Annotated in this window: 21 protein-coding genes; 13 read left to right on the top strand and 8 right to left on the bottom strand. The window is 62.2% G+C overall.

What is annotated here, in order from left to right; genetic code table 11:
* Positions 1 to 257 precede the first annotated feature (257 nt).
* Positions 258 to 1,166: an SH3 domain-containing protein gene (locus ACIQUB_RS15205; RefSeq protein WP_162737607.1), complete on the top strand. Its 909-nt coding sequence runs from the start codon at positions 258 to 260 to the stop codon at positions 1,164 to 1,166.
* A 200-nt stretch (positions 1,167 to 1,366) separates the two neighbouring features.
* Here the strand turns inward: ACIQUB_RS15205 and ACIQUB_RS15200 are convergent, their stop codons facing one another.
* Positions 1,367 to 1,549: a hypothetical protein gene (locus ACIQUB_RS15200; RefSeq protein ID WP_026283142.1), complete on the bottom strand. Its 183-nt coding sequence runs from the start codon at positions 1,547 to 1,549 to the stop codon at positions 1,367 to 1,369.
* Between the two features lie 198 nt (positions 1,550 to 1,747).
* On the bottom strand, positions 1,748 to 2,071 hold the full coding sequence (locus ACIQUB_RS15195) for a GCG_CRPN prefix-to-repeats domain-containing protein (protein ID WP_112820452.1): 324 nt from the start codon (positions 2,069 to 2,071) through the stop codon (positions 1,748 to 1,750).
* 305 nt (positions 2,072 to 2,376) lie between these two features.
* Between ACIQUB_RS15195 and ACIQUB_RS15190 the strand changes: the two genes are divergently transcribed.
* The 5 genes from ACIQUB_RS15190 to ACIQUB_RS15170 all read left to right on the top strand — a co-directional run bounded on the left by ACIQUB_RS15190 (position 2,377) and on the right by ACIQUB_RS15170 (position 10,741).
* Positions 2,377 to 4,899, top strand: a complete 2,523-nt coding sequence (locus ACIQUB_RS15190) for a transglycosylase domain-containing protein (protein ID WP_113239409.1) — start codon at positions 2,377 to 2,379, stop codon at positions 4,897 to 4,899.
* A gap of 236 nt (positions 4,900 to 5,135) precedes the next feature.
* Positions 5,136 to 7,052: a molecular chaperone DnaK gene (gene dnaK, locus ACIQUB_RS15185; protein WP_112981660.1), complete on the top strand. Its 1,917-nt coding sequence runs from the start codon at positions 5,136 to 5,138 to the stop codon at positions 7,050 to 7,052.
* An 85-nt stretch (positions 7,053 to 7,137) separates the two neighbouring features.
* Positions 7,138 to 8,265 (top strand): molecular chaperone DnaJ, encoded by a 1,128-nt coding sequence (gene dnaJ, locus ACIQUB_RS15180; protein ID WP_018899266.1) that lies wholly within the window; start codon positions 7,138 to 7,140, stop codon positions 8,263 to 8,265.
* Positions 8,266 to 8,474: 209 nt separating this feature from the next.
* Positions 8,475 to 10,370, top strand: a complete 1,896-nt coding sequence (locus tag ACIQUB_RS15175; RefSeq protein ID WP_113235891.1) for an adenylate/guanylate cyclase domain-containing protein — start codon at positions 8,475 to 8,477, stop codon at positions 10,368 to 10,370.
* Between the two features lie 167 nt (positions 10,371 to 10,537).
* Positions 10,538 to 10,741, top strand: a complete 204-nt coding sequence (locus tag ACIQUB_RS15170; protein ID WP_113235892.1) for a hypothetical protein — start codon at positions 10,538 to 10,540, stop codon at positions 10,739 to 10,741.
* 30 nt (positions 10,742 to 10,771) lie between these two features.
* Here ACIQUB_RS15170 and ACIQUB_RS15165 read toward each other — a convergent pair whose 3' ends face one another.
* Positions 10,772 to 11,122: a helix-turn-helix domain-containing protein gene (locus ACIQUB_RS15165; protein WP_026283144.1), complete on the bottom strand. Its 351-nt coding sequence runs from the start codon at positions 11,120 to 11,122 to the stop codon at positions 10,772 to 10,774.
* A 332-nt stretch (positions 11,123 to 11,454) separates the two neighbouring features.
* Here ACIQUB_RS15165 and mbfA point away from each other — a divergent pair, with 332 nt between their 5' ends.
* The gene (gene mbfA, locus ACIQUB_RS15160) at positions 11,455 to 12,438 is read left to right on the top strand and encodes an iron exporter MbfA (protein WP_113009517.1); all 984 of its coding nucleotides are present in this window, start codon (positions 11,455 to 11,457) and stop codon (positions 12,436 to 12,438) included.
* 59 nt (positions 12,439 to 12,497) lie between these two features.
* On the opposite strand, the gene ACIQUB_RS15155 is transcribed toward mbfA, so the two are convergent.
* Positions 12,498 to 13,097 carry a transglutaminase-like cysteine peptidase gene (locus ACIQUB_RS15155; RefSeq protein WP_113235952.1) on the bottom strand — a complete coding sequence of 200 codons (600 nt, stop codon included), beginning with the start codon at positions 13,095 to 13,097 and terminating at the stop codon, positions 12,498 to 12,500.
* A 239-nt stretch (positions 13,098 to 13,336) separates the two neighbouring features.
* The gene (locus tag ACIQUB_RS15150) at positions 13,337 to 14,137 is read right to left on the bottom strand and encodes an alpha/beta fold hydrolase (protein ID WP_113235893.1); all 801 of its coding nucleotides are present in this window, start codon (positions 14,135 to 14,137) and stop codon (positions 13,337 to 13,339) included.
* A 175-nt stretch (positions 14,138 to 14,312) separates the two neighbouring features.
* On the opposite strand from ACIQUB_RS15150, the gene infC reads away from it, so the two are divergent.
* The 6 genes from infC to pheT all read left to right on the top strand — a co-directional run bounded on the left by infC (position 14,313) and on the right by pheT (position 20,377).
* Positions 14,313 to 14,849 (top strand): translation initiation factor IF-3, encoded by a 537-nt coding sequence (gene infC, locus ACIQUB_RS15145; RefSeq protein WP_037111403.1) that lies wholly within the window; start codon positions 14,313 to 14,315, stop codon positions 14,847 to 14,849.
* 356 nt (positions 14,850 to 15,205) lie between these two features.
* Positions 15,206 to 15,409, top strand: coding sequence for a 50S ribosomal protein L35 (gene rpmI, locus ACIQUB_RS15140; RefSeq protein ID WP_007813308.1), 204 nt, complete (start codon positions 15,206 to 15,208; stop codon positions 15,407 to 15,409).
* Between the two features lie 38 nt (positions 15,410 to 15,447).
* Positions 15,448 to 15,852, top strand: a complete 405-nt coding sequence (rplT, locus tag ACIQUB_RS15135; RefSeq protein WP_018899276.1) for a 50S ribosomal protein L20 — start codon at positions 15,448 to 15,450, stop codon at positions 15,850 to 15,852.
* Between the two features lie 114 nt (positions 15,853 to 15,966).
* A complete protein-coding gene (locus ACIQUB_RS15130) occupies positions 15,967 to 16,803 on the top strand; it encodes a serine/threonine protein phosphatase (protein ID WP_402930466.1) in 837 nt (278 codons plus the stop codon).
* A gap of 40 nt (positions 16,804 to 16,843) precedes the next feature.
* A complete protein-coding gene (gene pheS, locus ACIQUB_RS15125; RefSeq protein ID WP_113235895.1) occupies positions 16,844 to 17,926 on the top strand; it encodes a phenylalanine--tRNA ligase subunit alpha in 1,083 nt (360 codons plus the stop codon).
* A 15-nt stretch (positions 17,927 to 17,941) separates the two neighbouring features.
* The gene (pheT, locus tag ACIQUB_RS15120) at positions 17,942 to 20,377 is read left to right on the top strand and encodes a phenylalanine--tRNA ligase subunit beta (RefSeq protein WP_113235896.1); all 2,436 of its coding nucleotides are present in this window, start codon (positions 17,942 to 17,944) and stop codon (positions 20,375 to 20,377) included.
* A 214-nt stretch (positions 20,378 to 20,591) separates the two neighbouring features.
* On the opposite strand, the gene ACIQUB_RS15115 is transcribed toward pheT, so the two are convergent.
* The 3 genes from ACIQUB_RS15115 to ACIQUB_RS15105 form a co-directional block, all read right to left on the bottom strand.
* The gene (locus ACIQUB_RS15115) at positions 20,592 to 20,951 is read right to left on the bottom strand and encodes a nuclear transport factor 2 family protein (RefSeq protein WP_026283148.1); all 360 of its coding nucleotides are present in this window, start codon (positions 20,949 to 20,951) and stop codon (positions 20,592 to 20,594) included.
* An 81-nt stretch (positions 20,952 to 21,032) separates the two neighbouring features.
* On the bottom strand, positions 21,033 to 21,320 hold the full coding sequence (locus ACIQUB_RS15110; RefSeq protein ID WP_018899281.1) for a hypothetical protein: 288 nt from the start codon (positions 21,318 to 21,320) through the stop codon (positions 21,033 to 21,035).
* Between the two features lie 141 nt (positions 21,321 to 21,461).
* Positions 21,462 to 22,457 (bottom strand): aldo/keto reductase, encoded by a 996-nt coding sequence (locus ACIQUB_RS15105; protein ID WP_113235897.1) that lies wholly within the window; start codon positions 22,455 to 22,457, stop codon positions 21,462 to 21,464.
* Between the last annotated feature and the right edge of the window lie 40 nt (positions 22,458 to 22,497).

Here is a 22,497-nt window from a genome sequence, read left to right as displayed (position 1 = left end):
CATGGTGCGGCTTGGTGATCGACGACTGCATCCGATGACCGGGATATCGTGATTGCGCCGGCCCATTTCAAGGCCCTGGCGCTCGAACCGTTCAAGCTGCGTTCATCAGCGGATGCTATAAGTCATTGAAAGAAAAGTTGAATCACTCTCGCCAAACTTTGGCCGGGAAGCTGTTCACTGTTGTCTTGATAAGGCGATAAGCCCGAAAGTTTTCTGAAGGGGCGGCGTTTCGGCCGCTCTATCTAGGGAGTGCAAGCGTGAAGACCACATTGATGAAGATCACCGCCGTCGCAGCCTTGTTGCTGGCCCCGGTGGCAGCTCAGGCCGCCGAAGGGTTCGCGACCGCCAACGTCAACATGCGCGCCGGCCCGAGCACGCAGTATCCCGCCGTAACCGTCATTCCCGCCGGCGAATCCGTCGAAATCCACGGCTGCCTTGCCGATGTGCCCTGGTGCGATGTCGAGTTCTACAACGGCCGCGGCTGGGTCGCGGGCCGCTATGTGCAGGCGCTCTATCAGCAGCGCCGCGTCTATGTCGATCCGCAATATTATCGCCCGCTCGGCATCCCGACGGTGGTCTTCAGCGTCGGCAATTACTGGGATCGCTATTACCGCGATCGGTCCTTCTACGGTCAGCGCGACCGCTGGCGCCGTAACCCGGTCTATGACCGCCCGGCAGCCGTCCGCCCGCCGCCCGGCCCGGGCTTCGACAATCCCGGCCGTCCGCGTCCCGGCTATGACAATGGCGGACCCCGCCCTGGTTATGATTACAACCGCCCGGGTTACGACAACAATCGCCCGCGTTCCGGCTTCGACAATGGCCAGCCCAATTTCGACCGTGGCCCCGGTCGCGGTCCCGATTTTGGCCGTGGTCCCGATCCGCGTCAGGACAATGGTGGCCGTCCGGGCCGCCCGCCGCAGTTTGATGATCAATCCGGTCGCGCCGGCATGCCCGGCCAGCCAGGCATGCCAGGTCAACCGGGTCAGCCCGGCCGGCGTGGCGAGGGTGGCCAAGGCGGCCAGGGAGGACAGGCCGGCCAGCCAGGTCAGCCAGGCCAACCCGGACAGCCGGGCTTCGATCGCGGCCCGGATCGTCGCGATCACGACCGCCGCCGTCCGCCGGTCTGCCAGCCGGGCGATCCGAACTGCGGCCAGAACCAGCAGTGATCAAGCACCAACGGTGATTATGAGAAGGGCGATCGAAAGGTCGCCCTTTCTGTTTGTCGGGAGGAAATGAAAAGCCCGACGCTCCTGAGAGACGCCGGGCCTGAATTCGATCGGCTCGTGTTGAGGGGAGACGGCCGATCTGCCGCGAGGCGTGTTGCCTCGCTTGGGTAGAAATGGGCGAAAGCGGAAATGGTTCCGCGTCACCAGCCGGAAGCTGTATTTTTGCCGGATGCCATCAGATCGCGCATCGCGGCATAGGGGCCGTGCAGCATCTTCAGACGGCTCTCCTCCATCTTCGACAGCCGATGACGGCGCGCGAAATCATGCACGCTCCAGATCTCTCTGGGGCTGAAATCGTCTGCTGTTGCCGAATGGATGGTCATTGTCTGCCTACTTGATGCGCTGGATGCGCGAGTAAGGGGCGCAATGGCCGCGATATATGTCGGATTTGTGATGCCTGCAACAAATGGCAGCCGCGCCAAAACAGCGCAACCCGACCGCTTTCGCCAGTGACTCGCGCATACGAAAAAAGGCCCGCGATGGGCGGGCCTTTCGAGTGGTCGGTGCGATCGTTTCGCCGTTCAGTAGCGATAGCCGTAGCCGTCGCGAGCCCATGGCGGCGGGCGATGGCCGCGATCGTCGCGCCAGCCGTAACGCGGCGGCGGGCGGTGGCCCCAGCCGTAGTCGCGGTAGTAGCGACGTTCGTAGCGCGGTGGCGGCGGGCGGCGCCAGTTCGGGCGGCAATCGCCCCAGGGGGTGACGTGGAAACCACGGCCGCAGGCATAGTCGACCTTGACGACATTGTTGGTGACGCCGCTCTGAACGGCGCCCATCGGCATGGCTTCGGCAACCGTGGCGCCAAGCCCGGTCAGTGCGATCGCGATCGCGATAATTGTCTTGCGCATCTCTGCACCTCATTCCTTATGCAAGTCCCTTGCACGTGGATTAGAGGGCCGTTCGGGTGAATGGAAGCTGAACCAACCAAGGCATTATTGCGGCAGGTGACACAGGGTAAAAACACTGTGTTCAAAAGCGTTTGCCTTTGGCTAACGAGGTCTTAACTCCCCCTTAAATCGCCGCATTTAAAGTTCAACCGGGTAAAGATGCGGCCAGCGTGATGCGGCCGTCGCAACCATCGGGCTTGAAGCCGGTGGAATGCGGGTTGGGGCAAACCTCGGTTTGCGATTGAAGCGAGGTTCAGCGGGCGTATATGGCAGGCAGGGGCAGATCAGGCGATAGAATCGAACCATCCTTCAGCGGCCGCGAGCGCCGCGACGATGGCGATGATTTCGCGCTCGGCGCCGATGACCGGGTCGCCGGCGGCGGACGCCCCGTCAAGCGCACGGCGCAGAAGTCCTCCACGCGCCGCGACCCGCCCGCAAGGCGCGAACCCGATTCCGCCCGCTATGAAGATGATTACGACGACGAGCCGCGCTACCGCGAGCCGCCGCGCCGCCGCAATGGTGGTGGCAACGATGGCAGGGGCGGCAAGCGCCGGCGGCCGGAGCGCGAGGGCCTCGGCTTCTTTGGCCTCATCCGCCGCATGGTCTACTGGTGCATCGTGCTCGGCATATGGGTCGGCATCGGGGTAACCGGTCTGGTCGTCTATTATGGCTCGCGCATGCCGAGCGCCAGCAGCTGGGAAATTCCCGCTCGTCCGCCCAACGTCAAGATCACCTCTGTCGATGGCAGCGTGATTGCCAATCGCGGCGCCACTGGCGGCGAAGCCTTGGCGCTGGAAAACATGTCGCCGTATATTCCAGAAGCGATCGTCGCCATCGAGGACCGGCGCTTCTATTCGCATTATGGCGTCGATCCGCTCGGCCTCGCCCGCGCCTTCGTCACCAACCTGACCTCGGGCCACATGGTGCAGGGCGGCTCGACGCTGACGCAGCAGCTCGCCAAGAACCTCTTCCTCTCGCCCGACCGCACTTTAGAGCGTAAAGTCCAGGAAGTGCTGCTCTCCTTCTGGCTCGAGCAGAAATACACCAAGGACCAGATCCTTGCGATGTATCTCAACCGCGTCTTCTTCGGCTCCAACGCCTATGGTGTGGAAGCCGCCTCGCGGCGCTATTTCAACAAGTCGGCGCGCGATGTGAACCTCGGCGAAGCGGCACTGCTCGCCGGTCTTGTCAAGGCGCCGTCGCGCCTGTCGCCGGCGCGTGATCCGCAGGCCGCCAACGACCGCGCCCAGGTGGTGCTGCAGGCCATGCGCGACCAGGGCATGATCTCCGACGACGAGGTCAAGACCGCGATGTCGCAGACACCCGCTAAGGCGAAGCGCTATTGGGATGGCGCCGGCCATTACGTGGCCGACATGGTCATGGACGAGCTTCCGGCGCTGATCGGCGACGTCAAGGAAGACATCGTTGTCGATACCACCATCGACAAGACGCTGGAAAAGCGCGCCGAACAGTCGCTCAACGACGTGCTCGGCAAGGATGGCGCCAAGCTCGATGCCTCGCAGGCAGCGCTCGTCTCGATCGACGGCACCGGCGCGATCCGCGCCCTTGTCGGCGGCCGCGATTATGCCGACAGCCAGTTCAACCGCGCGGTCAAGGCCAAGCGCCAGCCGGGCTCCTCCTTCAAGCCTTTCGTCTATGCGGCAGCACTCGAAAAAGGCCTGACGCCCTTCTCCGTCTTCAACGACGCGCCCATCCGCATCGGCGACTGGACGCCGGAGAATTACGAGAAGAAGTACAATGGCGAGGTGACGCTGGCGACGGCGCTTGCGAAATCGCTGAACACCGTCGCCGCGCAGCTGGTCATGTATGATGGCCCCGATCAGGTCATCAAGCTCGCCCACCGCCTCGGCATCGAGAGCGAGCTGCAGTCCAACGCCTCGATCGCGCTCGGCACCTCGGAAGTGTCGCTGACGGAACTCACCGGCGCCTACGCCGCCTTCATGAATGGCGGCTACAAGGCGACGCCGCATGTCATTCGCCGCGTGACGACGGCCGATGGCAGCAAGGTTCTCTACGAAAACACCTATGACAACCCGCCGCGCGTTCTCTCCGAGGCGGTCGCCGCCAACATGAACGCGATGATGATCGGCGTCGTCGAGCAGGGAACGGGCAAGGCCGCGAAGATCCCCGGCTGGCAGGTCGCCGGCAAGAGCGGAACGACGCAGAACTCCCGCGACGCCCTCTTCGTCGGCTTCACCAGCAACCTGACCACGGGCGTCTGGTTCGGCAACGACGACGGCAAGCCGATGAAGAAGGTCACCGGCGGTGGTCTTCCGGCCAAGGCCTGGCAGGAATTCATGGTCGCCGCCCACAAGGGCCTGTCGCCCGCGCCGCTCTTCGGCAACGGCCAGTTCGTCAATCCGGCGGCACCTGTCGATAACGGCCAGCCGATGGCGTCGAACGATCCGAACATGCAGCCAAACATGCAGGGCGGAATGCCCAACGACATGAATGGCAACATGACCGGCTCCACCGGCGGCATGCAGCCGCCCGTCGAGGAGCAGGGCACCATCGGCAGCATCATTTCGGGCGTCTTCGGTGGCGGCGGCAACGACCAGCGGAGCCAGTATCCGCAGGCGCCGGTGCGCCGTGGCGGCCAGCAGCAGCCTCCGGTTTATGGCGGTCCGGTACCGCCTGCCGACGTCGCTCAAGACGAGGGTTATGGCTATGGAAATGCGCTGCCGCCGGGCGATGTCGGGGGTGGTCCGCAGCACCAGCCGTACCAGCCGCGCCGCACCACGCTTCTCGACCTGATCATGGGTGAGTAAACGCTTTGCCGCGCAACAAAAAACGTGCCTTCGGGCGCGCGGCGAAAATTAATTGCTGTTGGCTTCTTTTGCTGGTTTTCAGGACATTTCCCGCCTTGCAGTCGCGAAAACCCGTCCTTATATACGCCGCATCACCGCAATCACGATTGCGTCAAACGTAGAGACCCATCCCGTAAGGGGCTGTCATCGAAATGCCTTCCCGGGGTTCAGACAGCTTGCTTCAAGGAGTAAATGACATGGCAAAAGTAATTGGTATCGACCTTGGAACGACAAATTCCTGCGTCGCTGTCATGGACGGCAAGGACGCAAAGGTCATCGAGAACGCCGAAGGTGCGCGCACCACGCCTTCGATCGTTGCATTTTCCGAAGATGGCGAGCGCCTCGTCGGTCAGCCGGCCAAGCGCCAGGCAGTCACCAACCCCACGGACACGCTGTTCGCAGTGAAGCGCCTCATCGGCCGCCGCTACGACGATCCGACGGTTGAAAAGGACAAGGGCCTCGTTCCCTTCGAGATCACCAAGGGCGACAACGGCGACGCATGGGTCAAGGCCCGCGGCACCGGCTATTCGCCTGCCCAGATCTCCGCGATGATCCTTCAGAAGATGAAGGAAACCGCTGAATCCTACCTCGGTGAAAAGGTCGAAAAGGCCGTCATCACCGTTCCCGCATACTTCAACGACGCACAGCGCCAGGCAACCAAGGATGCCGGCCGTATCGCTGGCCTCGAAGTTCTGCGCATCATCAACGAGCCGACGGCGGCAGCGCTGGCCTACGGTCTCGACAAGAAGGACGGCAAGACGATCGCCGTTTACGACTTGGGTGGCGGTACCTTCGATATCTCGATCCTCGAAATCGGCGACGGCGTCTTCGAAGTGAAGTCCACCAACGGCGATACCTTCCTCGGCGGTGAAGACTTCGACATGCGTCTCGTCGAATATCTCGTTGCCGAGTTCAAGAAGGACAACGGCATCGACCTCAAGGGTGACAAGCTTGCTCTGCAGCGCCTCAAGGAAGCTGCCGAAAAGGCCAAGATCGAACTGTCTTCGTCGCAGCAGACCGAAATCAACCTGCCGTTCATCACGGCTGATGCCACCGGTCCGAAGCACCTGACGCTGAAGCTGACCCGCGCCAAGCTCGAAAGCCTGGTCGACGATCTCGTCCAGCGCACCATCGCGCCGTGCAAGGCAGCCCTCAAGGATGCCGGCGTAACGCCAGCCGAGATCGACGAAGTCGTTCTGGTCGGTGGCATGAGCCGCATGCCGAAGGTGCAGGAAGTCGTCAAGCAGCTGTTCGGCAAGGAGCCGCACAAGGGCGTCAACCCGGATGAAGTCGTCGCTCTCGGCGCCGCCATCCAGGCCGGCGTTCTCCAGGGCGACGTCAAGGACGTTCTGCTTCTCGACGTAACCCCGCTGTCTCTCGGCATCGAAACGCTGGGTGGCGTCTTCACCCGTCTGATCGAGCGTAACACCACGATCCCGACGAAGAAGTCGCAGACCTTCTCGACCGCCGACGACAACCAGTCCGCCGTCACCATCCGCGTGTCGCAGGGCGAGCGCGAAATGGCTGCCGACAACAAGCTGCTCGGCCAGTTCGACCTCGTAGGCCTGCCGCCGGCACCGCGTGGCGTTCCACAGATCGAAGTCACCTTCGATATCGACGCCAACGGCATCGTGCAGGTTTCGGCCAAGGACAAGGGCACCGGCAAGGAACAGCAGATCCGCATCCAGGCCTCTGGTGGTCTTTCCGACGCCGACATCGAAAAGATGGTCAAGGACGCCGAAGCCAATGCTGAAGCCGACAAGAAGCGTCGCGAAGGCGTTGAAGCCAAGAACCAGGCCGAAAGCCTGATCCACTCCAGCGAGAAGTCGCTGAAGGATTACGGCGACAAGGTCACCGAGGCCGATCGCACCGCGATCTCCGACGCGATCGCCGCTCTGAAGACCTCTGTCGAGGCAACCGAGCCGGACGCCGAGGACATCAAGGCGAAGACCCAGACCCTCATGGAAGTGTCCATGAAGCTCGGTCAGGCGATCTACGAAGCGCAGCAGGCTGAAGGTGGCGCGGAAGACGCTTCCGCCGAAGCCGGCGATGACAATGTCGTCGATGCCGACTACGAAGAAGTCAAGGACGACGACCGCAAGAAGTCCGCGTAAGCGGCTCGCAACGGTCACGTTTGAAACTGACATTCCGGCTGCTCACCATGGCAGCCGGAAATCCATTTCCGGGGTCTGATCCTTAATGGCAAAAGCCGATTTTTACGAAACGCTGGGTGTCGCCAAGACGGCTGACGAAAAAGAGCTGAAGAGCGCTTTCCGCAAGCTGGCGATGAAATACCATCCGGACAAGAATCCCGATGATCATACCGCCGAGCAGAAGTTCAAGGAAATCAACGAAGCCTACGAGACGCTGAAGGACCCGCAGAAGCGCGCGGCCTATGACCGCTACGGTCACGCGGCCTTCGAACATGGCGGCATGGGCGGCGGTGGCGGCGGTTTCGCCGGCGGCGGCTTCTCCGATATCTTCGAGGATATTTTCGGCGAGATGATGGGCGGCGGCCGCGCAAGGCAGCGCTCGTCCGGCGGTCGCGAACGCGGCGCCGATCTTCGCTACAACATGGAAATTTCGCTGGAGGAATCCTTCTCCGGCAAGACGGCGCAAATCCGGGTTCCGACCTCGATCACCTGCGACGTCTGTTCCGGCTCCGGCGCCAAGCCCGGCACCCAGCCGAAGACCTGCGGCACCTGCCAGGGCTCCGGCCGCGTGCGCGCCGCCCAGGGCTTCTTCTCTGTCGAGCGCACCTGCCCGACCTGCCACGGGCGCGGCCAGATCATTCCCGATCCCTGCACCAAGTGCCACGGCCAGGGTCGCGTCACGGAAGAGCGTTCGCTGTCGGTCAACATTCCGGCTGGCATCGAGGACGGCACCCGCATCCGCCTGCAGGGCGAGGGCGAGGCCGGCATGCGCGGTGGCCCGGCGGGCGATCTCTATATCTTCCTGTCGGTCAAGCCGCACGAGTTCTACCAGCGCGATGGAGCCGATCTCTACTGCGCCATCCCGATCTCGATGACGACGGCGGCCCTTGGCGGCACCTTCGATGTGGCCACGCTCGACGGCACCAAGTCGCGCGTCACGGTTCCCGAGGGCACCCAGGCCGGCAAGCAGTTCCGCCTGAAGGGCAAGGGCATGCCGGTGCTGCGCTCCAGCCAGACCGGCGATCTCTACATCCAGATCCAGATCGAGACCCCTCAGAAGCTCTCCAAGCGCCAGCGCGAACTGCTGCAGGAGTTCGAGGAGCTGTCGTCGAAGGAGAACAATCCGGAATCGACCGGCTTCTTCGCCCGCATGAAGGAATTCTTCGAGGGCTGATCGAAGACTTTCAGTAAAAATTCAGGGGCCCGGTTGTTTGCAACCGGGCTTTTCTGTTTTTGCATAGGGATAAACATATCTTTTGTGGTCGAAGAGACTCGACAATTCTATTGCTAGTCTCTTTATTAGATTTGTTGCATTCTTCCTGTATTGGGCCTCGAAAAGGGTCTAGACTTGCATTCCCTTTGGTAGCCTGTCCCGAGGTTGATTTGGAACGCCGTCTCGCAGCTATTCTCGCAGTGGATATTGTCGGCTACAGCCGAATGATGGGTGCCGACGAGCGGGGGACCTTGGATGCGGTCAAGCTCTGCCGCGGTGAGGTCATCGATCCCAGGATCGCCAATGCCCGCGGCCGTGTGGTCAAGCACACGGGCGATGGCATGCTCGTGGAGTTCTCCAGCATCGTCAATGCGGTCTCCTGCGCCAACGACGTGCAGCAGGCGATGGCGGCGCGCAACACGGCGCTCCCTGAAGAGCGGCGCATCGAATTCCGCATGGGCATCCACCTCGGCGACGTTATCGTCGAGGACAACGACATCTTCGGCGATGGCGTCAATGTCGCCGCCCGGCTCGAGGCGATCTGCGCGCCCGGCGGCGTGGCGATCTCGGCGTCCGCCCGCGATCACGTCGGCAGCCGGCTCGACCTGTCGTTCCAGGATCTCGGCCTCTTCACGCTGAAGAACATCGAGCAGCCGGTGCAGGTCTACGCCATCTCGGCAAAGCGCGCTCTGCCGCTGAAGGTCAATGCGGCGGCCCTGGCAGCCGCCAAGGAGAAGCAGAAGCCGCTGGTCGCGGTGCTGCCCTTCTCCAACATGAGCGGCGATCCCGAGCAGGAATATTTCTCCGACGGCATCACCGAGGACATCATCACGGATCTGTCGAAGATCTCCAATCTCTACGTCGTCGCCCGCAACACCGCCTTCACCTACAAGGGCAAGTCGGTGCAGGTGAAGCAGGCGGCATCCGAGCTCGGCGTCCATTTCGTGCTGCAGGGCAGCGTACGCAAGGCCGGCCAGCGGGTGCGCATCACCGGCCAGCTGATCGACGCGCGCAACGGCGCCCATCTCTGGGCCGACCGTTTCGATCGCGACCTGACCGATATCTTCGCCGTGCAGGATGAGATCACCCATGCGATCGTCGACCAATTGAAGATCAAGCTGCTGCCGGAAGAGCAGGAAGCGATCGCCGCCGCGCCGACGACGAACGTCGAGGCCTACACCTATTACCTGCGCGGCCGGCAGTTTTCGCACTCCTGGACCCGCCACTATCTGCTGATGGCGCGCCGCATGTTTGCGACGGCGGTGGCGCTCGACCCGAATTACGCCCAGGCCTATGCCGGCATCGCCGATTGCGAATCGACGCTGCGCGACTGGCACGCCGGCGAATACACGCTGAAGGGCATTCTGGAGCTCACCGCCAAGGCGTTGGCGCTCGACCCCAATCTCGCTGAGGCCCACGCCTCGCGCGGGCTGGCGCTGCACCAGGATGGGCGCGACGGCGAGGCGCTGGTGGAGTTCGAGAAAGCGCTGGCGCTGGAGCCTGATCTCTACGAGGCGAACTTCCACTACGGCCGCTTCCTGTTCATGCAGGGCAAGTTCGAGGGCGCCATCACCTTCTTCACCCGTGCCAGCGAAATCCGGCCGGACGATTATCTGTCGCCGATTCACCTGACGAGCGCCTGCCGCTCGCTGGGACTGTCGCGCGAGAGCGAGCATTGGGCGAGGGTCGGGCTGGAGCGCGCCGAGCGGGCGCTGGAGCTGCATCCCGAAAACGCCGGCCCCGCGCATCGCGGCGCGCTGGCGCTCGCCCATATGGGCCGCTTCGACGAGGCGCGCGAATGGGTCAAGCGCGCCCAGCTGCTCGATCCCGATGATATCGTCGCGCAGTACAACGTCGCCTGCGTCCACGCGCTGATCGGCGAATGCGACAAGGCGCTCGACATACTCGAGGCGCTGCTGCCGCAATCATCCTGCTACCAGATCCTCTGGTTCAGCAACGATTCCGACCTAGACGCGGTGCGAGGCCACCCGCGTTTCCAGGCGATGCTCGACGCCATCGCTGCCTGCACCTTCCATCAGGACGGGTTCCGGGTCGCGTCGGAATAACGTGCAGGTAGAATGCAACCGCGCAGGCGCCTCATTCCGGGACAGGGTGTGGCAGCCGCAATATTCGCGTTAACGCAAGCAATGAAAGCCGCTTTGCAGCGATCGCGAATATAATCAATATGCTCGAAGGGGAATACACACACACTCACACACCGAGAGCAACTTCCATGACGGTAGCCGCTTTGTCCTTGCATGCTGATGATGTCGATGTACTCGCGGGCGCGCTGTACACCTGGTGCGCGGAGCGCAATATCAAGCTCCTGAGCCAGCAGGGCCTGTCGATCGCCAATATCGCGATCGATCTCTATCATGCCGGTCATCAGACGCAGGATCAGCTGCTGGTCGCTCTGCACGATTCGGATATTCACTAACCGCTCGCACGGTCACGTCGCGCCGAAATCTCAGGCGTAGACGTCTTCACCCGACATCAGCGTCACGATAGTCATGACGGCTTCCTTGCCGGCGGTCGAGCGCAGCTTGTCATAGGTCACGGCAAGCTCGTAGGCCTCGGCGCTGAGGCCCGGCCGCGACGTCGTATCCGCACCCTCGAACAGCGCCGAGATATCGACGCCGAGAAAAACCGCGATCTGGTGCAGCTTGCTCGCCGAAACGCGGTTTGTGCCCTTTTCATACTTCTGGATCTGCTGAAACGTCAGCCCGAGCGCCTCTCCAAGTTCCAGCTGGGAGATGCGTCGCTTGGCGCGCAACGTCCTGACATTCTGGCCGACAATAATATCCACCGGATCTGGCACTTTGATAGTTCCCGTTCATTTCATTAAATTTATCTGAACACTATGCAGAGGTTTTTAAATATCTCAACCCGAGAGTTGCAAATTTCAACCAGCTTTTCGGCTGATTTTGAGACCATTTTTGTAAATAAAGAAGATGAAATATACCTGGGCGTGCATAAAATACATAAAGCTATTTTGAAGCTGTGCTTGCGGTTACTAGCGGAAGCATTTTTCCTCTCTCGCTAGACATGACCGCCGGATCGGCGGCGCGCGTCATTCGCTCGCATCCGCGCCGAAGACTTGACCACCACGTCCGCGAAGCCTATTTTAGAATTATTCTAAAAGAGGCCAGCATGCTCAAACGTATTTTCAGATCACCCAAGCGTTCTTTCGACAGCCTGTCCGAGCAGGAGATCCTGGCGCTCGCCATCGGCTCGGAGGAAGACGACGCGCGAATCTATTTCGCCTATGCCGACCGCCTGCGCAACGATTATCCGGCTTCGGCCAAGGTTTTCGAGGAGATGGCGGAAGTCGAAAACACCCACCGCAATTCCCTGATCACGCTCTACCGTGAGCGCTTCGGCGAGCGCATCACGCTGATCCGCCGCGAGCACGTCGAGGGCTTCTACGAACGCAAGCCGGACTGGCTGCGCGCCAACCTGTCGCTGGAGAAGATCCGCCAGGAAGCCGAGGCCATGGAGAACCAGGCCTACCGCTTCTACATCGAGGCCGCCGGCCGCGTCAGCGATGCCTCGACGCGGCAATTGCTCGGCGATCTGGCGCTTGCCGAGCAGGGGCATGAGGACATCACCCGCATGCTCGGCGACAAGCACACGCCCGAGGATGTCCGCAAGGAAGAGGACCAGAAGAACCGCCGCCAATTCGTGCTGACCTATGTGCAGCCCGGCCTCGCCGGCCTGATGGATGGCTCCGTCTCGACGCTCGCCCCGATCTTCGCCGCGGCCTTCGCCACTCAGGACACCTGGCAGACCTTCCTCGTCGGTCTCTCGGCCTCCGTCGGCGCCGGCATCTCTATGGGCTTCACCGAAGCCGCCCATGACGACGGCAAGATCTCCGGCCGCGGCTCCCCCATCAAGCGCGGCCTCTCCTGCGGCGTCATGACAGCACTCGGCGGCCTCGGCCACACGCTGCCCTACCTGATCTCCGATTTCTGGACGGCCACCACGCTGGCGGTCATCATCGCCATCTTCGAACTCTGGGCCATCGCCTTCATCCAGAACCGCTTCATGGAAACCCCCTTCCTACGCGCCGCCCTCCAGGTCGTCGTCGGCGGCGGGCTGGTGCTGGGCGCGGGGATATTGATCGGGAGTGGTTGACCCGGAAACGAAAATGGCCGGCTTGCGCCGGCCATTGAACATTTCGCTCTTCGATAATCCTACTTCAGCGCGCCGACCAGAACGTCGCGGCCGTTCTCGATGGTGACCCAGCGGCCGGCATTGGCGCTCGACTGGCGCTTGATGAAGGAATAGGGGGTGTCGAACCAGGGCTTCACGGTGGAGGCCAGATTGTCGAGCACGAAATCGCCCTTGGTGGTGCGCAGCGTCAGGATCGCGTGACCTTCGCCGTCAGGCTTGCGCACGACGGTCATCAGAAGGTTGGCGGCGGAGAAGCCGCGCTGGATCAGGATGCGGCGCTTCAAAAGCGCATAGTCCTCACAGTCGCCGGCGGTCGTCGGATAGGCCCAGACTTCTTCCTTGCCGTACACTTCCATGTCGGTCATCGGGATGATCGTGGTGTTGACGCTTGCGTTGACCGAACGGACGAGCGCCCACTTGGCATCGGTCATTTCCATGACGGCGACGTTGCGGTTCGGACCGCATTCTTCGCGATGCGACTGGCAAAACTCGTAATGGCCGATCGGCTGCGAGGTCGTGGCGCCGACGACCATCGAAAGAGTGTTGGTCGATGCCGGCGTAGCCGAGGTCGACATTGCAAACATGGCCATCATGGCCACCAGGAAACCCTTGATCCGCACGCCCACTGTCCCTTGCATCGCCCTTGATTTATTAACAAAAAGTTAACGGAGAGGGCTGCTTGGAGTCAATCACTACTTCTGAGGAGGGGGTGAGAAGCGGTCAATATGGTTAAAATGCGTTAGGATTTGGCACAAGGCGTGGCGCCACGCGCGCTCGGCACGCGCAGCGAAATGTCGCCAACGTATTGAATTAAATTCATATTTTTAGGCAGGGGCAACGCGGTTGCGCCATCAACGCCTTAGCTGACGAACGATCTTACCGCCGAAAGCATGCGCTCGATGTCCTGTGGACGCGACAGGCGGTGGTCGCCATCACGAATAAATGTCAGCACCACGTCGTCGGCGGGAAGGTGCTCGATCAGGGTCATCGCATGCGTGTAGGGAACGTCGGGATCCTTCATGCCCTGCAGGATGTGAACCGGGCATCCGGTCTCGATCATCCCGGTCAGAACCCGGTTGTCGCGGCCGTCCTCGATCAACGCGCGGGTATAGATATTGGGCTCGGGGCTATATTCCGAATGCTCCTCGAAGAAGCCGCGCTCGGCGAGCGATGCCTTCTCATTTTCGGTGAGATTCGGTTCGATCAGGACTTCGGTAAAATCCGGCGCCGGCGCGATCAACACCATACCCTCAAGTTTCGGCGCACCGTTTCTGGCTGCCAGCTCCTGCGCCAGGCGGAGCGCGATCCAGCCGCCCATCGAGGACCCGACGACCACGATGCGTTCCGGCTTCAGATGAAGCACGACGGCCATCGCCTCCTCGAGCCAGCGCGAAATCGTGCCGTCGCGGAATTCGCCGCCCGAGATCCCGTGGCCGGAATAATCGAGGCGGATGCAGGCAAGCCCGGTCTCTTCAGCCATGCGATCGAGCTCGACGGCCTTGCTGCCGCTCATGTCCGACCGGTATCCGGATAGCCAGACCAGCGTCGGGCCCGCTTTGTCGCCGGCGGCAGGCCGGGCGATATAGGCGATCTCTCGCGCTGCCGCTCCCTCGCCGACGGTCAGAAATTGGTGCTGAGGGGCGATATTGGCGTCGGACATGGCGAAACTCCTTTGTTTCGGCCTATAAAACAGATTCTTGACAGGCTGACAGCAGGTGATTTTTCCGCTAAAGCGTGCTAATGACTTCGTTGCAGCGATGGCGAAACACGGTCGTCTTCCTTATATAGAGGCGATCCGCTGCAGCAATCCGAAACAACGCGAGGAGAATACGACCATTCGCAGACCGTTTAAGAACGACGCGCCCGTAAAGGATGGGCCGCGCTCGAACAGGGAAATTCGCATTCCCAAAGTTCAGCTGATCGACGCTGAAGGACAGAATTTGGGCGTCGTGGCGACCGACCAGGCCCTGAGAATGGCTGAAGAAGCCGGACTCGACCTCGTTGAGATTTCCCCCAACGCCGAACCGCCTGTGTGCAAGATCCTCGATCTGGGCAAGCTGAAATACGCCAACCAGAAGAAGGCCGCCGAGGCGCGCAAGAAGCAGAAAATCGTCGAAGTCAAAGAAATCAAGATGCGTCCGAATATCGACACGCATGACTATGACGTGAAGATGAAGGCGATGGGCCGCTTCTTCGAAGAAGGCGACAAGGTCAAGGTGACCCTGAAGTTCCGCGGCCGCGAAATGGCCCACCAGGAACTCGGCATGAAGCTCCTGCAGCAGGTCAAGGCCGACACGCTGGAGTTCGCCAAGGTCGAAGCCGAGCCCAAGCTGGAAGGTCGCCAGATGATGATGGTGCTCGCGCCGAAATAAGGCGCGTCGCCACCGTTCGTATCAAAGCCGTCCGCGAGGGCGGCTTTTGTATTTCCGCCCTGCTACAAAGGGCGATCGGTGCCCGAGGGGCAGGGTCCGAAGCGGTTCTGGAAGATTCCTTCCTCGCCCCGTTGCACTTTCATGACACTGCGGTTATAAGCGCGCGTCCGAACTGACCGGCAGGGCATGCCGTGGCAGTTTCGAATGCTTGCGGCACGGTTCGTCACCGTGACCGCAGATCAACAACAAACGCTCCCGCACTTGTTGCGACGACCGGGCAACCGGGCATCGTAAGAAGGCTTCTTTTGAAGCGCGCCGCTTTGGCCAAGTGGGGGGATCAGAAACGGAGTAGCAAAATGCCCAAGATGAAGACGAAGTCCTCCGCCAAGAAGCGGTTCAAGATCACCGCGACCGGCAAGGTCAAGGCTGCAGCCGCTGGCAAGCGCCATGGCATGATCAAGCGTTCCAACAAGTTCATTCGCGATGCACGTGGCACCATGGTTCTGGCAGAACCGGATGGCCGCAAGGTCGTGAAGAATTACCTGCCGAACGGTCTCTAAGACTATTCCGCGAACGTATAGATTAAGGAGATCATGAAATGGCACGTGTAAAGAGAGGCGTTACCGCCCACGCCAAGCACAAGAAGGTTCTGAAGCAGGCCAAGGGCTTCTACGGCCGCCGCAAGAACACCATCCGCGCCGCCAAGGCTGCTGTCGATCGTTCGAAGCAGTACGCTTACCGCGACCGCAAGATCAACAAGCGTAACTTCCGCGCACTCTGGATCCAGCGTATCAACGCTGCTGTCCGCGAATTCGGCCTGACCTACGGCCGCTTCATCGACGGCCTGAACAAGGCTGGCATCGAAGTTGACCGTAAGGTTCTCTCCGACATGGCGATCCATGAGCCGGAAGCATTCGGTGCGCTCGTTGCTGCCTCCAAGAAGGCACTCGAGTACCTGAAGGACGCCGGCACGAAGAACGAGTTTGAAGCAGCCGTCAACTAAGGCGGCGCTATTCGAACCTTCGCTTCGATGATTTGAAACCCGCGCTGGCAAGGCTTGCGCGGGTTTCTTCGTTTTACCGGGATAGGGACGCCTGAAGTGGCGAACGAACACGATTTGGCGAAAGATCTGGGACATTCGACGACGGATCGCGACCTGCTTGCCGAAGGCGGGCTGGGCGAGGAGGACGTTCCGGTTCTGCTCGCGGCATTGCTGCGCGGCTCCAAGCGCGTCGAGCGTGTTGCGCTCTCCAGCGGTGCGGTCTGGATCAAGCGCTATGGCACCGAGCGCGCCTCGCGCTGGATGGTGCTGCAGCGCATGCTCGCCAATCTCATCCGCGCGCCCTTCCTGCGTCCGTCGCCGCTTTTGGCCGACGAGGGCATGGCTGCGCGCGAAATCCGCCGCATCGCCCAGTTTTCAGCCCAAGACGTGCCGACGGCCCGTGTCATCTATTCCTCGGGTGCCGCGGTCGTCTTCAGCGATGCCGGCGAAACCGTCGATCGCCAGCTCTATCACGTGCTGAACAACGATCCGGTCGCCCACGACAACATGCTCGTCCATTGCGCCGGCGAACTCGGACGGCTGCATGCAAAGGGCCTGTGCCATGGCCGGCCTTATCCGCGCGACATGTTTTTGAAGGACGGCCGCGTCGGTTTCATGGATTTCGAGGAAGAGCCCGACCGGGTGATGCCGCTGGAAGTCGCCCAGGCGCGCGATATCTGGCTGCTCTTTTTGCAGGTCGCGACCCGCGCCAAGCTTGGCGGCGAAACGCACGACCGGGCCTACAAGGCCTGGGCCGAAGTGGCGCCACCGGCAGCCGTTGCCGAACTGCGCAAGCTTACCGGCTTCCTCGGCGGCTTTTTGTCGGCTGCCCGGTTGATTGGCCGCGTACACATGGGTAGTGATCTGCGACGTTTCATCGTGGCGACCAGCTATCTGAAGCATGTTTCGTGAAGTGTCCCTCAAAGACTGGACGCCCTGAAGGCAGGAAAAGATGACCGAACTCGCAACCCTGGAAAAGCAACTCCTGTCCGATGTCGCGGCCGCCGCCGATGAACCGGCGATCGAAGCCGTGCGCGTCGCGGCCCTTGGCAAGAAGGGGTCGGTCTCCGAACTCCTGAAGACGCTGGGCTCGATGACCCCTGAAGAGCGCCAGACGCGCGGTGCGGCGATCAACGCGCTGAAGACGGTCGTGACCGACGCGATCAACGCCCGCAAGGCCGATCTCAAGAAGGCGGCGATCGATGCCCGGCTGAAGGCCGAGACGGTCGACGTCTCGCTCCCCGTCCGCTCCTCGCCCGCCGAGCGTGGCCGCATCCATCCGATCAGCCAGATCGTCGACGAGATCACCGCGATCTTCGCCGACATGGGCTTCTCGATCGCCGAAGGTCCCGATGTCGAGACCGACTATTATAACTTCACGGCGCTGAATTTCCCCGAGGGCCATCCGGCCCGCGAGATGCACGACACCTTCTTCTTCAATCCGGATGAGAACGGCGAGCGCAAGGTGCTGCGCACGCACACCTCGCCGGTGCAGGTGCGCACCATGGAAGCGCAGAAGCCGCCGATCCGCATCATCATCCCCGGCAAGACCTATCGCCAGGACTCGGACGCGACGCACTCGCCGATGTTCCACCAGGTCGAGGGCCTCGTCGTCGACAAGAAGGCCAATGTCGCCAACATCCGCTGGGTGCTGGAAGAGTTCTGCAAGACCTTCTTCGAGGTCGACAGCGTCACCATGCGCTTCCGCCCGTCCTTCTTCCCTTTCACGGAGCCGTCCTTCGAGGTCGACATCCAGTGCGACCGCTCCGGCCCGATCGTCAAGTTCGGCGAAGGCACCGACTGGATGGAGATTTTGGGCTGCGGCATGGTGCACCCGAACGTGCTGCGCGCGGGCGGCCTCGATCCCGACGAGTACCAGGGCTTTGCCTGGGGCATGGGCCTCGACCGCATCGCCATGCTGAAATACGGCATGCCCGACCTGCGCGACTTCTTCAACGCCGACGTCCGCTGGATGACCCACTACGGCTTCCGCCCACTCGACATGCCGACGCTGTTCGGCGGGTTGAGCGCGTAAGGGAGGATAAAGATCATGAAATTCACGCTTTCCTGGCTCAAGGATCATCTTGAGACCGACGCCACACTGGATGAAATCTGCAAGCGCCTGACTGAGATCGGCCTTGAGGTCGAGGATGTCGACGACAAGGCGGCCTACAAGCCCTTCGTCATCGCGCGCGTGCTTTCGGCCGAAAAGCACCCGGAAGCCGATCGCCTGAAGGTTCTGTCGGTCGATGCCGGCCCCGATATCAACGGCGGCAAGCCGCTGCAGATCGTCTGCGGTGCGCCGAATGCGCGCGCCGGCCTGGTTGGCGCGCTGGCGCGGCCGGGCGATTATGTGCCGGGTATCGATGTCACGCTCGGCGTCGGCAAGATCCGTGGCGTCGAAAGCCACGGCATGATGTGCTCCGAAAAGGAGCTCAACATGTCCGACAGCCACGACGGCATCATCGACCTGCCCGAGGATGCCCCTGTCGGCACCTCGTTTGCCGCCTACGCCCATCTCGACGATCCCATGATCGAGATCAACCTGACGCCGAACCGTCCGGATTGCACCTCGATCTATGGCATCGCCCGCGATCTGGCCGCTTCCGGCCTCGGCACGCTGAAGACGCGCGCCGCGCCGTCTTTCGCCGTCGAAGGCCATACGCCGGTCAAGCTGACGCTCGATCTCGATGACGACAAGCTCTGCCCGGGCTTCGGCCTGCGCCTGGTGCGCGGCGTCAAGAACGGCCCGAGCCCCAAGTGGGTGCAGCAGCGCCTGACGGCGATCGGCCTGCGTCCGATCAACGCGCTCGTCGACATCACCAACTACATGACCTTCGACCAGGGTCGGCCGATGCACGTCTTCGACGCCGCCAAGGTGAAGGGAAACCTCACCGTTCGCCGCGCGAAAGACGGCGAGACGGTGCTGGCGCTCGACCAGCGCGAATACAAGCTCGGCCCGAACAACGTCGTCATCGTTGACGAAAACGGCATCGAGTCGATCGGCGGCATCATGGGCGGAGAGCATTCTGGCTGCGATGAAAACACCACCGACGTCTTGATCGAATCGGCTCTGTGGGACCCCATGAACATCGCCAAATCAGGTCGTGGCCTCGGCATCATCACCGATGCCCGCTATCGCTTCGAGCGCGGCGTCGATCCCGAATACATGGTCCCCGGCCTCGAGCGTACCACCGAGCTGGTGCTCGAATTCTGCGGCGGCACGGCCGCCAAGGCCGAGATCGTGGGTTACAAGGGCTACGACCCCAAGGTCGTCGACTTCCCCTTCTCGGAAGTGAAGCGCCTGACCGGCCTCGAAGTCTCCACCGAGGAGAGCGTCGAGATCCTGACCCGCCTCGGTTTCAAGGTCACCGGTTCAGGCGAGCGCGTTTCGGTCGCCGTCCCCTCCTGGCGTCCCGATGTCGATGGCAAGGCCGATCTCGTCGAAGAGGTCATGCGCATCCATGGCGTCGACAACATCAAGCCGGCGCCGCTGGAAAGCCACACCGAAGTCAACGGCCGCATCCTGACCACGCTGCAGATCCGCACCCGCACCGCCAAGCGCGCGCTTGCCTCGCGCGGCATGCTGGAAGCCGTCACCTGGTCCTTCATTTCGGAAGATCAGGCGAAGCTCTTCGGCGGCGGTTCGCCGGCTCTGAAGCTGGCGAACCCGATCGCAGCCGAAATGTCCGACATGCGCCCCTCGCTGCTGCCGGGTCTTCTCACGGCTGCCCAGCGCAATGCCGACAAAGGCTATGGTGACGTCGCGATCTTCGAAGTCTCCGGCACCTATGAGAACGACAGGCCGGAAGGCCAGCGCCGCGTTGCCGGCGGCATCCGTCGCGGTACCGCCTCGATGGCAGGCTCCGGCCGCATGTGGTCGAACGCGTCCAAGGGCGGCGGCAAGCCGGTCGACGTCTTCGACGCCAAGGCCGATGCGCTTGCCGTGATCGAGGCCTGCGGCCTGCCGATGACCAACATCCAGGTCGAGCAGGGCGGTCCGGAATGGTACCACCCCGGCCGCTCCGGCACCATCAAGATGGGCCCGAAGGTCGTGCTCGGCTATTTCGGCGAGTTCCACCCCTCGACGTTGGAGGCGCTCGACGTCTCCGGCGCACTCGCGGGCTTCGAGGTCTATCTCGACGCCATGCCCGAGCCGAAGAAGAAGGCGACCCGCACCAAGCCGGCGCTGGAGCTGTCGCAGTTCCAGGCCGTCAAGCGCGACTTCGCCTTCGTCGTCGACAAGGCGGTCGAAGCCGGCGCCATCATCAAGGCCGCCACCGGTGCCGACCGCAAGCTGGTCGCCGGTGTCAACGTCTTCGATATCTTCGAGGGCGCCTCGGTCGGCGAGGGCAAGAAGTCGGTCGCCATCGAGGTGCAGATCCAGCCGGTCGAGCGCACGCTGACCGACGAGGATTTCGAGGCCCTGACGCAGAAGATCGTCGCCAGCGTCACCAAGGCCACGGGCGGCGTCCTGCGCGGCTGATGAAATCGGCGGGTCGATCTGCCTCGGCAGTCGCACGCCACTCTCCCTCATCCTCGCCCTCGTGGCGGGGATCCAGCCGACGCGCGGCGGAGAGACTCTTTTTGCTGACATGATCTGAACGGTCATTCACGGCGCGGACGCGCCGTGGCTGGATTCCTGTCACGTCGCACGGGCGAAGCCTGGGCAAAGGAATGAGGAGAGTGAATGACCCCCATCAATCGTGCAGATAATAAACCTTATTCACGATCGTCCACCGCCCCTCGATCTTCAGCATCGAGAGATAATCGGTGAAACGCATGCCGGCGAAGTCGTCGCTCACCTTGACGCTGGCGGCATCACCGATGACATCAAGGGTCTGGATGTCCATATGCGGCTGCGTGCCCGGCGGGGCCGAGCCCTCGGCCACGATGGCGGCGATGAACTCGTCGCGGGTCGACCACTCAACCGCACTCTCGTAATGCCCGATGACAGCGCATTTTGGATGAAACGCCTTGCGCAGCGCCGCCTCGTTGGCGAAGGTCATGCCTTCGACATAGAGATGCACGACTGCCTCTATCGCCTGCCGGTCCGTCATGGTCCGTACCTCGATCGTGTCGATGCTGAAGTATAGCGCGGAGCGCGCGACGCGCAAAGTCGTTGCGGGACTGTGCCTGCTTTAATGGGTGGATGGGTAGAGCGTGGCCAGGGCGGTACCGATCAGTTCCTCGGCATAGGCCTGCGCGGTCGATGAGGCGTTGTCGGACAGACCCATCTCGTCGCACTTGTTGCCGACGGCCTCGCGGATGAGGTGCAGGATACCCCGCCCCATCTTCCCACCATCCTCGCCGGATGTGTCCAGAACCAGTGCCAGCGAGGTCATCGCCACCACTTCAAGCACAAGCATGCGTCCTCTTATGTCGGACAGGCCTGGATCGGCCGGCCCTTTGTCCTTGGCATCTGGCATGGGGTTCCCTTCCTCTCAACGGAAAGTTTACCTAGTGCTAATATGCGCGAGGAGAAGACCCAAAGTTGAACAAAGCCAAATCTCTTTTCTGATCTGTGGTCGGACCGCCCCGGTGCGGTGCCTCGGGGCGGCTATCGCTCATCAGAGATTGGTCATCGCCAGCGATGCCTCGGAGTAGCGCTTGCCGGCGATCTCTTCGAGCGGCATGATTGCGCTGAGCTCGGCGAGCTCCCTGGCCGAGAGCGCGATATCGGCGGCGGCCGCGTTCTGCTCGAGATGGTTGACCTTGCGGGCGCCCGGGATCGGCACGATGTCCTCGCCCTGATGCAGAACCCAGGCGAGCGCCAACTGCGCCGTGGTCACGCCCTTGTCTTTCGCCAGCGCCTCGAGCTTGGCCACAAGGGCGGCATTGGCATCGAAATTGTCGGCCTGGAAGCGCGGGAGCTGGCTGCGGAAATCGTCGGCGCCGAGATCATCAGGCTTGCGGATCGCCCCCGTCAGGAAGCCGCGGCCGAGCGGGCTGTAGGGCACGAAGCCGATCTTGAGCTCCCGGCAGGTGGCGAGCACGTCATGCTCCGGATCGCGCGACCAGAGCGAATATTCGCTCTGCACGGCCGCAATCGGATGCACCTTATGAGCCCGCCGGATCGTGGCGCTGCCGGCCTCCGACAAGCCCAGCGCCCGCACCTTGCCCTCGCGCACCAGCTCCGCCATGGCGCCGACGGTCTCCTCGATCGGAACGCTGGGATCGACGCGGTGCTGATAATAGAGGTCGATGACATCGGTGCCGAGCCGCTTCAGCGACGCTTCCGCCACGCGCTTCACATTCTCCGGCCGGCTGTCGACGCCCGTCAGCGCCGCCGCGCCGGATTTCGAAGGGTCGAACTTGAAGCCGAACTTGGTGGCGATGACAACGCGGTCGCGCACCGCCTTCAGGGCGCGGCCGAGCAGTTGCTCGTTGGTGTAGGGGCCGTACATTTCGGCCGTGTCGAAGAAGGTGATGCCGAGATCGACGGCGCGGTGAAGCGTGCGGATCGACTCGTTCTCGTCGCTGGCGCCGTAAGCAAAGCTCATGCCCATGCAGCCGAGGCCGACGGCGGAGACTTCGAGGTCCTGTCCGAGTGTGCGGGTTTTCATGTCTGGCTCCCTTCGAGCAAATAGTGAGGCCGCCCTTTGA

This window comes from Rhizobium sp. NPDC090275, assembly GCF_044772225.1.
Classification (GTDB): domain Bacteria; phylum Pseudomonadota; class Alphaproteobacteria; order Rhizobiales; family Rhizobiaceae; genus Rhizobium.
Note: the sequence above shows the minus strand (reverse complement) of the source record. Positions and strands in the feature narration are given on the sequence as shown.